Origin of the sequence: Pedobacter endophyticus, from assembly GCF_015679185.1 — a bacterium.
In the GTDB taxonomy this organism is placed as follows: Bacteria; Bacteroidota; Bacteroidia; order Sphingobacteriales; family Sphingobacteriaceae; genus Pedobacter; species Pedobacter endophyticus.
Map to the genome: position 1 here is coordinate 4,867,920 of NZ_CP064939.1, position 14,691 is coordinate 4,882,610.

Genomic DNA, 14,691 nt, shown 5'->3' on the forward strand with positions numbered 1-14,691 from the left:
CCGATGAATATCTGCGATTGCCTATTATTCATCGGATGACTAAACAGAAAAGGTCTTCGACTCCGCTCAGACTGACACCAGTAATGTTTACTAAACAACACTGAATTGAAACTGACGGCAATGAATCATAAGCAATTTTGCGGTGTTATTTGCTGATTGCCGTTGACTTCAGTCAAAGGAGCGGAGACAATGATTAGTAAGCATTCAGAGACCTTTACTGCTGATTGTCGTTCACTTCAGTCAACGGACAAAGTTATTTTGGCAGCGGCACATAATCCATTGGCACCATATCGGCAATTTTCTCGTAGGCCCAGAAGCCTTCATATAGGAGCGAGCGGGAATCGTAAATGCCCCCGTTTTCGTAAAAACGAACGCCGCTATCGGTTAAGTTAGCCACAGAAATTTCATTCTCGGGTACGTCAAGTGGTCTAAAAATCCAGAATCCGGTTTTCGAATAGGCGAGGCTTTCTTTTTCTTTAGTGTATTGAATGAGTAAAGCATCGGTATAGCTCAAATATTTGAGATTTTGGTTATAATAATGAACCAATGTATCGGTCAAAACTTCTGCTCTCGAAAATTTATCGATGGTGCGTGGCATCTCTTTTTGCTTCGTCCAGAATGCCAGTAGCGCCGTGTCGATTTTCGTTTTGTTAATTCTGATGCCAGTCTTCTCGGGTACCGTCCGTATGTTTTCTATGTTTGAATTGATCACGTACTCGGGATATCGGTTAGGGTTGGGTATTTTGATCATTTTATTGATGATAAATCCCTCTTCTTTGGCCTTGTTTGCATACAGCGATCTGAAAAAGTGCTGCGAGGAACCATAATAAGCGGTTTCGCGGGCAGCGACATACTTTTTCTTTTTCGCGGCAGAAGCTTTTAACTCCTCAAAAAATGGGTGTCCGGAGTAGTAAATAATCCGCGTTCGGGAGTTGTATTCAAAATGATCGAGCATGTATTTCAAGCGATAACCCAAGGCCTTGTTCTCCACAATCAAAAACTCTGTTGTAGAAACGGTCAACGTACTTTTCGTGATATCGTAATCGACATTTAACACCTGTGGGTTCAGGATTTTGCATTGCAGTGCATTCGGCGTTTTGCCTATAAAAAATTCTTTAAACTGATTGATGTACTTTTGGCGATTGGGGTCGGCACGGATGACAACTTCATCTAATTGTGCAACGTTTTCTTTCAAAACCAGATCTACCTGAACGGACTTATCGGAGATAATAACACTTTTAGAATAGGGCAGGTAGCCAACAATTTGAACAAGGAGATTGTAACTGCCGGGTTTTAGATTCGAAAGCGTAAACTTACCATCGTTATCTGCTACGGTAGCAATTTTGTAGCCGCTGAGGTAAATACTTGCACCGGGCAGGCCATCTTTATTGTCTCTTACAATGCCGCTGATAGAAAATGTGTTTTGAGCCAGGGCATTTGCACCTAAAAAAATGAAGATTATGACTACAAACAGGTGCCTGAACATGGATGCGAATGTAGCCAAAAGGTAGTATATTTATTAAATGGGATAAACTTATTTACGAAATTTAACATTATTTATGATCTGGTTTATCAGGAACATAATCCATTGGCACGCTATCGGCGATTTTTTCCCAGGCCCAATAGCCGGAGTAAAGTGTAGAGCGAGGATTGTAAATACCACCATTTTCGTAAAAGTAAACGGGTGCCAATTGCAAGGTAACGGTAGAGATTTGGTAGTTTGGCATATCTAATGGCCTCGAAATGGATTGCCCTATCTGGTTAGAAAACGATGGACTTTCCATTTCTTTGGTATAAATGACATAAAGCTTATCGGTGAAATTGATCTTCTTTATAGATGCGTTAACCGTTTTAACAAGCGTATCCTGAGCAACTGGGGCCCGGTTAAGTATCGAAATGCCATCGGGGAGGTTCTTTTTTCTAAGCCAGTAGCTCAACGAATCGGGCTGGCCGATTGATAGCCGTCCGGTTAGTGTCATTTGACTGGAGGCTAAACGTTTAATATTGGCTCTAATGATACTGTCTGCCGGTTTATCGGGATTCGGCTTGGTAATCAGCTTGTTGATTATGAAACCTTCTTCGGTGGCATTTTTGTTGTAGAGCGCTTTAAAGAAATGTTGCGGTGATCCCAGGTAACTTTCTAACCGCTTTTTTGCCCAATTGCGTTTTTTACTTTTCGAGCCATTTAGGTCTTCATAATGCGGATAACCCTCGTAATAGATAATTTTCGTTTTGCTGCTCCACTCAAATAGGCTTATCAAATATTTTATGCGGTAACCCAGCGCCTGGTTTTCGATAATTAAGAACTCGTTCGTTTTAACCGTTAATTTCTGGTCGCCCTTATCATAATCGATTATTAAAACATCGGGATTAACCACTTTGCATTTTAAAGCATTGGGCGTAGTGCCGATAAAATAAGCTTTAAACATGGCGATATAGTAGGCTCTGTTTGGATCTGGCTTAATGGTTACATCGGCCAGTTGCGTCGGGTTTTCTTCTAATGTAACATCGAGCTTAACGGATTTATCGGCAATAACGATATTTTTGTTTATCGCTTTGTAGCCAATTAATTGAATCAGGATGTCGTAGCTTCCCGGTTTTAGTAAAAGCTTGTAGGCACCATCATTATCGGTTGCTGTTGCTATCTTATAGCCGCTCACATATACTCCCGTACCGGGTAATGGTTCTCCACGCTTGTCTTTTACGGCGCCCGAAAGAATAAAACCTCCCTGCGGATAGGCGTATGAGATGCTAAATAATACAGTTAAGAAAGACAAGACTAATTTCATGAGTTTCAGTTAGCAGTTAGCAGTTGGCAGTTGGCAATTAGCAGTTGGCAGTTGGCAATTAGCAGTTAGGAGTTGTCAGTTGGCAGTTGGCAATTAGCAATTAGCAACCACTGGCAATATGCAGTTTGCAGTAAGCAAATCAACAATTTAGCAATTCAACAATTCAGCAATAGTTCAAACAATTAACCGAATTAATCAGCCAAGCCTCATCCCAACAACTCTTTTGCATTTTCAATTGCCGATGCACCGGGATTTTTACCGCTCAACATTTCTGCAATTGCGCCAATCCGTTCCTCTTGTTTTAGTTTGCGTATTCCTGTTGTGGTTTTTCCGCCTGCTTCGTTTTTATGTACGAAATAGTGCGATTTTCCTTTTGCTGCAATTTGTGGTAAATGCGTAATTGAAATTACCTGCATGTTTTCGCCAAGATCTGAAATAACGTCGCCCACTTTTAAGGCCGTTTCACCAGAAATTCCGGTGTCAATTTCATCAAAAATAATGGTAGGGAGCGACGTATGTTTTGCAAGTAACGCTTTTATGGCGAGCATTAATCGTGAGAGTTCCCCGCCCGAAGCCACTTTGTTTACCGGAGCAGGTGCTTGGCCCGCATTGGCACTAAAAAGCAAGTTGATTTCATCTAAACCGTCTTTACCCAACTCCACCAGCGTCTTTTGCTCCAAAACCAATCTTGCACTCGGCATACCCACTTGCTTAAGCGTTTGGCTGGTTTCATCCTGCACCACTTTAATGGCCTTTTTGCGGTTGTTGGAAAGTTGGTTGGCCTGTTTGGTTAAATCGGCCTTGAGTTGTTCAATTTGTTTTTGAAGTGTTTCTATATTTTCGTCGGATGACAGGAGCTGGTTTAAGTTCTGCTCCAACTGATTTTGTATTTCCAATAATTCGTCGTTATCGGCAACGCGATGTTTTTGCTGCAATGAGTAAAACAAATCGAGGCGTTGGTTGATAATTTCTAAACGATCGGCACTGTGAAGTGTACTTTCTTCAATGCCCGAAACTTCATCAGCAATATCTTTAATCTCGATAATTGACGATTTTAAGCGCTCGTAAAGTGCATTTACTGCCGGGTCAAACTTCTCAATTCCCTGCAGTTGAAGTTGCGCTTCTTTTAAGATCTGCAATCCCGACGGTTCACTTTCTGTCAACAATCCCGACGCCGTAAGCAATGCCCGTTTTATTGTTTCGGCATGAGTAAGTTTTTCAAGCTCCAGCTCCAATTCCTGCTGTTCGCCGGTTTTTAGGTTGGCCTGCTCTAATTCGTTAAATAAAAACTGCTCGTAATCTTGTTTGCTCCTGGCTTCATTGGCATCGCTGATTAATTTCTTTAACCGATTGTTTTCCTGCCTTAATTTTTTAAAACCTGTGCGGTAATCAAATAACAAAGCTTTATGATTGCCCAACGAATCGACGATGAGCAGCTGAAAATCGGCATCATTAATTTCCTGCGTAGCGTGTTGTGAGTGAATATCGATCAGCTTTTCGCCAATCTGTTTCAATATTGATAAATTTACCGGTGTGTCGTTTATAAATGATCGCGTCTTTCCGTCAATAGAAATTTCCCGGCGTAAGATGCTTTCGTTCAGAAAATCGAGGTCGTTGTCTTCAAAAAGCGTTTTCAGGTTATCGTCGGCCAAAATGAAATTACCTTCGATAACGCATTTCTTGTCCTGGTTAAAGAAGTATTTGCTTTCCGCCCGCTGACCCAAAATTAAGGAGAGGGCCCCTAAAATAATCGATTTACCAGCGCCCGTTTCGCCGGTTATGATGTTTAAGCCCTTATCAAATTCGATATCGAGGCTATCTATTAATGCGTAATTACGAATAGAAAGTTTTTGTAGCATACTCGGTTACGAAAATACTAAAAGTTATTTCAACACATCAATACAAAACAAAAACAGCGAAGAAATTTCTTCGCTGTTCAGTGATCTGGTTGGTTGGTGTATTTAGTTTTTTGCTTTCTCTCTTCTCTCTTTTTTCTCCATCTTTTCCTTAAGTTCTTTCACTTCCTTGTCGAATTCATCCTTCAGCTTTTTGTATTCTGCGCTTTGCCTTACTTTTTTTGAAGGTTGATTCTCATTCAAGAAAATGATGTTTTCGGATGGGCTTGAATTTTCAAATCGATAAATTTTCGATAAAGAATCTCCTTTCATTCTGGGCAGAATCGATAATCGGTTCTCGTTAAGGAATAGCACCCTCTCTTTAAGCGAATCTATTTGCGCCCTAAATTCAGGAGTGTTTATTTTTTCAGCCATTTCTTCGCCTATTTTTTTCCACTTTGCCTGTGCTTCCGGCGAGCCATACTCTTTGGCAATGTCCTCACCAAATTTTTTCCATTTTGCCTGAGCCTCGGGTGATGAATATTGTTTTGCGAGATTTTCGCCCAGTTTTTTCCATTTCGCTTGTGCTTCAGGAGACGAATATTCTTTGGCTAAGTTTTGGCTTAACTCTCTCCATTTGGCCTGCGCTTCAGGGGATGAATATTCTTTAGTAAGGCTTTCGCTCAATTTTCTCCATTTCTCTTTTGCCTCGGGCGAATTAAATTCCTTGTAAATTCGTGCGTTAAATAACGGTTCGTTAAATGTGAAGCTTGAATCAGATCTGAAAATGAATGTGTCGGCCCTGGGAAACAATTCCTCTTTATAAAAAGCTTTGCGTAAGCTATCGGGCATATCTTTTAACGAGTTGTACTCCGTTCTCTTGCCGTCTTTATCGATGATTACAATTTTAACTTTGCGTTTTTTGGTGGTATCCTGATAAATTACTGTACCTGAATTACCGATGTTATTGGTCGTTAAAATTAGCTCGTGTTTAACAGTTTTTTGAGTTTCCTTTTTCTTTTCTGCCGGATTAATCCATGCAATAGAGAATAAGCAGGCTACACCCAGTGTTAAGGCTGCCATTTGTTGTTTTGCGTTTAAATAATTGGTTTTCATGTTGGTTATTCGTTTAATGCGTTGATACAGGTTTTGGGTTTTGCCTGTGGCTGCCAAAGCATATGCCGGGCTGTTCTTATCTTTTAGTAATTCTAATTTGAGCAGGGCATGGGCATAGTTTAAGGGTTTACCCGTGATTTTCAACACCAGATCATCGCAGGCGTGTTCGCGTTCAATGTGGATAAATCTGCCCGCCATCCAAACAAATGGATTGTAAAAAAGCAATGTTTCAATTGAGGTTTTAATCAGATTTAAAAGAAAGTCGTTCCTTCTGATGTGCGATAGCTCGTGAATTAATATGGCTTCAACCTGATCGCTGTCCAATTGGTTAACCAGCGCCACCGGAAACAATACCACAGGTTTTAAAAAGCCTATAACCAAGGGAACGTTTACTATCGACGATAACTGGAACCTGATCGCTTTGTTCAATTTAAGCTTTGCAGTAACGTTTTCGAATATGGCCTGCCAACTGGCGGGGATGGCGCTTAAATTGTCTCTTTTTAATTTTGCCAGCTTGTCATAGCCTTTAACAATAACGAATAATTGTAGCAAGATGCCGATAATATAAAATAATACGACTACCGGAAAATACTGCTCGGCCTTGCTGCTGAAACTTGGCGGCAGATTATTAAAGTACTGATATACCTGAAGGTTCTCAGCGTTTATCATCGCCGATTGTTTGGGAATGCTCCAGCTCATCTGTTTTACAAAGTTGTACGCGAAACCCGCAAACATCAGAATTATAGATGCAAAGGCCAAATTGTGCTTATATTTTGCCGCCAGCTTTGGCAAACTCAGTAAAATGATGAACAATACACCGTAAATAATGGCGCTTTGCCAAAGTGAGTTCAGAATGCTCCAGCCAAATGCCCTGATAAATTGTTGTATTAAAGTTTCCATAGCGTTGGATTTTTATTTTTTTCTTCGGTTTGATTTTTGAGTTGGTATCAAGAACCTCTCGCCCCGCCCTCTCCTTGAAGAGAGGGAGCTAGGAACTGCTCTTTTGTTGTTTTGTTATTAAAGCCATTGCAATTTACTTTTAGCTTTAGTCTTTCAGCTTTCGCCTTTGGCCTTTTCCCCGGAGGGATGCCTTTGGCACAGCTTTAAGCTTTACTCTTGGCTGTAGACTCCGGACTTCCGACTTTCGGACTCCTCACTTAAGACTGTCTAAATATTTTTTAATTTCGTCAATTTCATCAGCGCTGGCACTGTGATTTCCAAGGGCCTGCATGACCAATCTGGCTGCCGAACCGTTAAAAACATTGTCGATCATTTTGTTTACCAATTGCTTTTCGGTTTTATCCTGACTAACCAAGGCTTTGTAAATGTGCGTTTTTTGATTCGTGTCTCTTTCTACCATTCCTTTTTCGTGCATAATCTGCATGAGTTTTAGGGTAGTGGTATAGCCAGAATCTTTTTTATCCAATGTTTCGTGTACATCTCTCACCGTTGCCTGGCCTTTTTGCCAAAGCACCTGTAAGATTTCCATTTCGCCTTCAGTTGGTTTGATGTTATTGTTGCTCATATTGTTACAAGGTCTACGAATTATTTCGTAATCAAATGTACGAAGATATTCGTATAATCAAAATAAGTTTGGATTTTTTTTTGAAACCGTTAACTGTTTAATCCCGATAGCTATCGGGAGGTTAATTGGTTAACGGTGTTATAAGAAAACAAAGGAATTGAGATGACAGTTTTGCAATGCTGTCATCCTGAGTGCCCGCCTGGACCGGACGGGCAGCAATGCTATTAAGTTAGGCCGTCTAAGGCGTCAACTATGAACTGTCGTCATCCTCAGCTTGGCTGGGGATCTTACTGTTAAGGCTTTCGCACTTGCATTGCATTGATCCCGTACGTACGGGACCGCCTGCGCGGGAAAGACGGCAAGAAAAAACGTCATCCGATAGTTACCGGATTTTACACAATGGTTATCCCGAACGATGACAATATTCTTTTCGGCTTACTTAATAGCATTGGAGGGGCAGATATGAGCAAAAAGCGGGAGTAACGCTAATTTGAATGCTGAAATTGCTTTACGAATAATATAAAATTGTAATAGTTGGGCAAAAAACTGTGATCTGATTACTTATCATCGAGCAATTCAGCTAGTTTTTCTCTGAGCGCTTTTCCTTTCAAATCTTTGGCGATTACTTTGCCGCTCGGATCGATTAAAAGGTTGGCAGGTATCGTAGTAACGCCATAAACTTTAGCGGCTTCGTTTTGTTTTTTTAAATCAGATACCTGAACCCATGGCAATCGATCTTCTTTAATGGCGTTTATCCATTTATCTTTATCCGTATCAACCGATACGCTTAAAACTACAAAGTTTTTGGTTTTGTATTTCTCATAAACAGCTAAAACATTTGGATTTTCTTCTCGGCAAGGTAAGCACCAGGAAGCCCAAAAGTCTACAAGGACATATTTGTTTTGGTAAGATGAGAGCGTAACCGCATCGCCATTTACATCATTTTGAGTGAAGTCTTTAGCTATCATACCTTCCGAAATTTTTTTGCTTTCAATAATAGTCGCCGCTATTTTTCGTGCTTCGGGCATTTTTTTGAGCGTTGAAGATAATTTTGCAAAACTTTGCGCTACCTGAGGGATGTACTTGCTGCTACGTGCCATTTCGGCTAACGTTAAGAGACTTACATAAGAGTTTGGATGTTCATTTATAAACTTAAACTGAATTGGAAATGCCTCATAGTAAGCATCTACAGCATTGGCCTTAATCGAGTTTACAAATGCGGTATCTTTCAATTCCTCTGTGCTCAGCTGGTTAAGGTCTTTTAATTTTTTCCTTTTTTCGGCAACAGGTTTTAATGCATTATTCAGTTTAGCATAATCATCATTTAACGGCGTTCCAGAAATTAAGGTGTTGTTCAGCGTGTCGGGAGAGGTAAGGGAAATTTGACCAGAATCGATATAAATGTAAAACGAATCAGATAAGTCGAGTGCAAACCTGGGATTATCATTTCTGCTGAGATAGCCTCTAACCTTGGTAGCAAAAGTACCTTTAAATTTAAACGATCTGTTCTTTACAACGGTAGAATCTTCAACCAACCGATCGCCTTGACGATAAGTCAGAAAGATCTTATCCCCATCGTTATATGCCTTGCCGAAACCTTTTATAACAAACGAAAACTGAGCCAATAGACTTAAAGGCGAAAGAAAGATAGCTATCAAAAGTAATCTCTTCATTGTTTTGCGTTTAAAGTAAGTTACGAAGTGTTTGGTCGTCAGTGCGAGGCCGGCTTCTGCGAGCCGAAGCAATCTGATTTTAAGAAAAGAGATTGCCTCGCAATGGGAAATAACCAATGAACCAATTAACCAATGATCAATGACCAATTAACAATTAACCAATGACAAATTAACCAATGAACCAATGACCAATTAACAATTAACAATTAACCAATGCCCAATGAACCAATGACAAATTAACTAATGAACGAATGACCCATTAACTAATGAACCAATGACTAATGACCAATTAACTAGTGAACTAATGACCAATGACCAATTAACAATTAACCAATGACCAATTAACTAATGACCAATTAACTAATGAACCAATGACTAACGACCAATGAACCAATGCCCAATAAACCAATTAACTAATGAACCAATGACTAACGACCAATGAACCAATGCCCAATAAACCAATTAACTAATGAACCAATGACTAATGGCCAATTAACCAATGATCAATGACCAATGAACTAATGAACCAATGACTAATGACCAACGAACCAATGCCCAATGAACCAATGACAAATTAACTAATGAACGAATGACCCATTAACTAATGAACCAATTAACCAATGACCAATTAACTAATGAACCAATGACTAATGACCAATAAACCAATCTACTTCTTTAACCCCTCGTACTTACCAATATTTGCCGGATCGATCTCTGCCAGCATATTATACGCTTTGATACGCTCCTGCGTGTTCAGTTTCGAAAGCACATTGGTTACCTCCTCGGCCTTCGATGCGAAATACACATTGGGAAAAATAGAGCCCAGCTTTTGCTTGTCCATTTGCTGCAGTGCAGGCAATGCAGCAACAATTTGCGTTAAGCCTTTATCGCCGTCGGTTAATTGATCCAGGCCATTTAAATGGTAACTGTAAATAAATGCCCTCAGTTCGCTAAAAATCGGGTTTAGCACATTCTCGTTAAACCAAAACCGGTTCCGTAAACCATCGGCAGCCTTCCAGCCGGTATTGCCTGAGGCTTGCGCTAAATTGATAATGTTTTGCGCTTTCTTGTAATAGGGCGTTCCTCCCATACGGGCGAAGCTATCTTTGTCTAAGCCGATAATCGTATAGGCATAATAGGAGAGGAGTGCACTAATATTCGAGATGTAGTTTTGATCAGAAAAATCGATAGTCGATCCATCGTTATAATTGAAATCGAAGTTTTTATCGCTGATATTTAATAACGTGCTATTGTAAGATGTGCTGTACACCGGACGGCTGCTTTGAATCTGCGCCTCGGCAGCATAGCCAGATCCGCCATCCCAGGAATTTATGGTAATAATAAAGCTGCAATCGATCCGCTCTTGCGGTTTGTAGCTTTCGTTGCTGAATTTGTTGTTATTTAAGAAATCGCGAATGGTTCTTTGCAAGGCTTCGAGCCCTTGTTTACTGATGTTCGAAACCTGTGGCGCCAATACCGTTACCCTGGCGTTTAGCTCTTGCGCCTGTAGCTTGCCAGCGCCAAACAACAACAAAATCCAAATAATCTTTTTTATCATTTTATCATCTTTAAAATAGCCGTACAGATATCTTTAGCCACCTCCGTTTTCGATTTCATTTCAAATACCGTCTTTTCCAAAGCTTTGTTAAAAATAGTAATTTTATTGGTATCTGATTTAAAGCCCGCACCTTTATCGTTCAGGGAATTGAGCACAACAAGGTCCAAATTCTTTTTTTCGAGTTTGCCTTTGGCATAATTTTCCTCATCGTGGGTTTCTAAGGCAAAACCGACCAAAATTTGACCCGATTTCTTTTCCTTGCCTAATGTAGCGAGAATATCTGCGGTTTTTTCCAGTTCCAACGTCAAGTCGTCCGCTTGTTTCTTAATCTTCTGCGATGCGACAACTTTCGGGCGGTAATCTGCTACCGCGGCGCACATCACCGTAATGTCGCTATCTGCAAAAGCCGATATGCAGGCTTTAAGCATATCTTCGGCGCTGATCACATCAACCCGTTTTAAGGCGTTTGTCGACTGCTGTGCTGTTGGCCCTGCAATCAGGGTTACCTCGGCGCCTAAGTTCGCAAATTCATCGGCGAGGGCAAAGCCCATCTTGCCCGACGAATGGTTGCCAATAAACCGAACCGGGTCAATTGCCTCATAAGTGGGGCCAGCCGTTACCAGCACTTTTTTCCCATTTAAGGGCATTCCCTGTTTAATTCGATCTTCTAAAAAAGAAGCGATTTCTTCCGGCTCCGGCATTCTGCCTTCACCATACAACCCGCTAGCTAATTCGCCTTTTCCGGGATGAATTATCACATTGCCAAAGCTCGAAATTTGTTGAATGTTATGTTGCGTGGTTTCATGTTTCCACATATCTAAATCCATTGCTGGGGCAACATAAACCGGGCATTTTGCCGAAAGGTAAACGGCGGTAAGCAGGTTATCGCAAATTCCGGTAGCCAATTTTGCCAGGGTATTTGCGCTTATCGGGGCAATTAAAATTAAATCGGCCCAGAGGCCCAGTTCGACATGGTTGCTCCAAACGCCAGTATCTTCTTCAAAATACTGCGTATAAACCGGGTTTTTAGAAAGCGTAGCAAGGGTAAGTGGCGTAATGAAATTTGCGCCATCGGGGGTAAGAATAACCTTAACGTTTGCACCAGCCTTAACTAAAAGCCGCACTAAAAATGCCGACTTATAAGCTGCTATGCTACCGCAAACGCCAAGGATAATGTTTTTATTTTTTAGCATCGAGCAGAGGATTTATAGCATAAAGCGTAGAGCGTAATACATCAAACGCCTTGCTCCAAGCTCCATGCGCTATGCTAACTATTTTTGTTCTTTAGCAGGGTTTCTGTGATAAATTTTATCATTCAAAAACTCATCCATAGCAACTAAAACAGGCTTCGGCATGCGCTCGTAGTGCTTGCTGATTTCAATTTGCTCGCGGTTCTCAAAAATCTCTTCCAGGTTGTCGTTACTCGATGCAAATTCTGCCAATTTACCGTGTAACTCTTCTTTAACGTTATTCGAAATCTGATTTGCCCTTTTAGCAATAACAACTAACGACTCATAAAGGTTATCTGTTGTTCTATCTAAATCGTGTACGTTTCTGGTAACTGTAGTATTTGGTACAGCAGGTTTGTTAGTATTCATGTATCAATTAATTTTTAATATTGGTGTTATCTGCATTAGTTGGTCGTACGGAAACAGTATCCTTTAACTTACCAGTTCTAATCAGCATTTGTCTGTATTTTTCTTGATCGGCCGCGTATAACGCAAGCTCTTCTTTTGTAGCCACAATTCCGGCTTCAGCATCGCCTTTTAAGTCTTTGGCTTCTTTAATAAATTTGCTGTCAGGATATTTCTCAGAAAACGCGGTATATAAAGCTATCGCTTCATTATAACGATCTTCCTGGCGAATTACATAACTGTTTTTCGCATATAAATATTGTGCCTTAATCATTAAAAAGTCCATTTCCTCCGCATATTTGATATCCGGATAATCTCTCTGCGCATTTTGCAGTGCAATAACAGCTGCTCTGTAATTGTCAACATTACTTGGCCCCGTGGTTAAGTACATCTTCGCATTTTCGAAAGCCTTATCTTCAAGCTTGCCCCTTAAATCCGTAATGTACTTTGCCGCTGCAGCAGCACGATCGCTGGTAGGGTATAAGTTAATAAACAGCTGCAATGCATCAATAGCTTTATAGGTGTTCTCTTGATCCAAAGAGTAAATTGGCGATTCTAAATAATAACAATAAGCCCCCATATAACGAGCCTCCTCCGCATTTTTACTTGCGGGGTAAGTATCTGCGAAACTCTTGAACTGGTACCTTGCAGTAGTATAATCCTGTAATCTATATAATGTATAAGCGTAATAGTAGTTTAGGTCTTCCGCTTCAGCACGACCGCGGTATTTCTGCGAAAGATCTTCAAAAAGCACCAACGCTTTGCTGTAATCGCGTTTGTTATATAAACGAAGCGCCTCCTGGTATTTTTTCGCAACGTCGTTACTCGCCCTGAGCTTTTCGAAACGACTTTTACAGCCCGCAATACCCAATGCGGCAACAAAAACCAAAATAATTAAGTGTTTAACTTTAAACATTCTGCAAAGATAATTAATAATACGATAACATCAATAAAAACAATTCGCCGCTAAGCTATGCAAAGCAATTCAAACATATTTACCGTTAACAATTTTTAACATACGCATAGCGGCCGCCCAAAACCGAGGTACACATTATATATAGTAGTACGAAGGATGCTATTTGGTTCATTCGTCATTAGTTCATTTGTTGAATGGCTTATCGGTTCATTAGTTCATTCGTTCATTTGCCTGGCTTCCTGGCTGTGCAAACCGCCAATCCAGCCTTCTTAATGCCTTAATGGTTCAAAAAGAAACAGCGCCGAATACTTAGTGGGCAATTCGTTCATTTGTTTACAGTCAATCAATCTTTTTTTGGAGCGCACTGGCAGTGCTATTATATAAGTATGTTCCCGCCCTGTGCTGCAAGTCCTCGGCCTCGTACCTCGGCCTGCGGGCTTTCCGCTGCGGTCGGGGCTAGGTGGGCAGTTGGTTCATTCGTTCACTGGTTCACTCGTTCATTAGTATTTGGCTAGCTGCGTAAAGCTGCAAGCTGCCAATTTAACCTTCTTACTGCCTAGTCAAATGCTCAAGATAAACTCAGTCGAAGACCTTTTCTATAGGATGAAACAAAAATATCTGCCCTTCGACTCCGCTCAGGGTGACAATAGCATTAGACTCGGGGCTAGGTGGGCAGTTGGTTTACTGGTTAATTGGTTCAATGGTTCACTCGTTCATTAGTATTTAGCTAGCTGCCTAATGTGCAAACTGCCAATTTAACCTTCTTACTGCCTAGTCAAATGCTCAAGATAAACTCAGTCGAAGACCTTTTCTATAGGATGAAACAAAAAATATCTGCCCTTCGACTCCGCTCAGGGTGACAATAGCGTTAGGCTCGGGGCTAGGTGGGCAGTTGGCTCATTAGTTCACTCGTTCATCAGTTCATTAGCTCATTCGGTCATTTATTCTTTGCAATTGAACACTGAAAACTGAAAACTGCCAACTGAGAACTCCCAACTGAGAACTGCAAGCTGCCCCCTAACACCCCAATCCCTGAAATGTTTGCCCTGCCCTTCAATTTTTTTTCATTGATTTTCAGTTCATTATCAAAACCTCCAAAAAATACCCCCATATCCATTTGGAGTAAGCCCAACTTTTGCTACCTTTGCATCCCGCTTCGGAGGAAACGGTTGTATTGAAAAGGTGGATCAGGGACAGTAGAGAGGGAAAAGGCGCAGAATTTATTTTAAAATAAATTTGCCAGAAACAAAAAGATCACTACCTTTGCAGCCCCGATCAGAAGATATGGGACGCCCGTTAAAAGACAGGCAGATTGAAAAGCGAAGAGAAGAAAAAAGGAGAGCGAAAAAAATAAAATAATTTATTTGCAGTTCAGAAAAAGTTTTCTACCTTTGCACTCCCAACCGAAAGGAAAGGAAAAAAAGTCCAGCGGCGGATGTCGCGAGTGACTAAAAATGAAAAGATTGAAACTGGCCGAAACAGGGAAAAGACCATTAAGACTTATGCCCAACTGAAGCTGGAAGATATATAAAAAGGCATACCGTGAGGTTTCAATGCCGATAAGTTCTTAAAAGAGATGTCAATGATGCGTAGTGGGGTAATGAAGTACGAATTCAAGTACAGAGTTCCTTATTACATTTTAAAG

At 40.7% G+C, this 14,691-nt stretch carries 10 protein-coding genes; all 10 read right to left on the bottom strand.

Going from position 1 to position 14,691, the window contains the following annotated elements; all coding sequences use genetic code 11:
- Positions 1 to 253 precede the first annotated feature (253 nt).
- Entirely contained in the window at positions 254 to 1,504 is a 1,251-nt protein-coding gene (locus IZT61_RS19935; RefSeq protein ID WP_230383780.1) for a carboxypeptidase-like regulatory domain-containing protein, read from the bottom strand.
- A gap of 49 nt (positions 1,505 to 1,553) precedes the next feature.
- Complete coding sequence (locus IZT61_RS19940; RefSeq protein ID WP_196098757.1) at positions 1,554 to 2,789, bottom strand: carboxypeptidase-like regulatory domain-containing protein; 1,236 nt, start codon at positions 2,787 to 2,789, stop codon at positions 1,554 to 1,556.
- A gap of 206 nt (positions 2,790 to 2,995) precedes the next feature.
- Positions 2,996 to 4,648 (bottom strand): DNA repair protein RecN, encoded by a 1,653-nt coding sequence (gene recN / locus IZT61_RS19945; RefSeq protein WP_196098758.1) that lies wholly within the window; start codon positions 4,646 to 4,648, stop codon positions 2,996 to 2,998.
- Positions 4,649 to 4,750: 102 nt separating this feature from the next.
- Entirely contained in the window at positions 4,751 to 6,640 is a 1,890-nt protein-coding gene (locus IZT61_RS19950; RefSeq protein WP_196098759.1) for a M56 family metallopeptidase, read from the bottom strand.
- A gap of 253 nt (positions 6,641 to 6,893) precedes the next feature.
- Positions 6,894 to 7,265, bottom strand: a complete 372-nt coding sequence (locus IZT61_RS19955; RefSeq protein WP_196098760.1) for a BlaI/MecI/CopY family transcriptional regulator — start codon at positions 7,263 to 7,265, stop codon at positions 6,894 to 6,896.
- 557 nt (positions 7,266 to 7,822) lie between these two features.
- Positions 7,823 to 8,938: a TlpA disulfide reductase family protein gene (locus IZT61_RS19960; protein WP_196098761.1), complete on the bottom strand. Its 1,116-nt coding sequence runs from the start codon at positions 8,936 to 8,938 to the stop codon at positions 7,823 to 7,825.
- A gap of 667 nt (positions 8,939 to 9,605) precedes the next feature.
- Positions 9,606 to 10,496 (bottom strand): type IX secretion system protein PorD, encoded by an 891-nt coding sequence (porD, locus tag IZT61_RS19965; protein ID WP_196098762.1) that lies wholly within the window; start codon positions 10,494 to 10,496, stop codon positions 9,606 to 9,608.
- Positions 10,493 to 11,689 (bottom strand): bifunctional phosphopantothenoylcysteine decarboxylase/phosphopantothenate--cysteine ligase CoaBC, encoded by a 1,197-nt coding sequence (gene coaBC, locus IZT61_RS19970; protein ID WP_196098763.1) that lies wholly within the window; start codon positions 11,687 to 11,689, stop codon positions 10,493 to 10,495. The genes porD and coaBC overlap by 4 nt, the downstream gene beginning before the upstream one ends.
- Positions 11,690 to 11,767: 78 nt before the next feature.
- Positions 11,768 to 12,094, bottom strand: a complete 327-nt coding sequence (locus IZT61_RS19975) for a DNA-directed RNA polymerase subunit omega (RefSeq protein WP_196098764.1) — start codon at positions 12,092 to 12,094, stop codon at positions 11,768 to 11,770.
- 7 nt (positions 12,095 to 12,101) lie between these two features.
- Entirely contained in the window at positions 12,102 to 13,046 is a 945-nt protein-coding gene (locus IZT61_RS19980) for an outer membrane protein assembly factor BamD (protein ID WP_196098765.1), read from the bottom strand.
- Between the last annotated feature and the right edge of the window lie 1,645 nt (positions 13,047 to 14,691).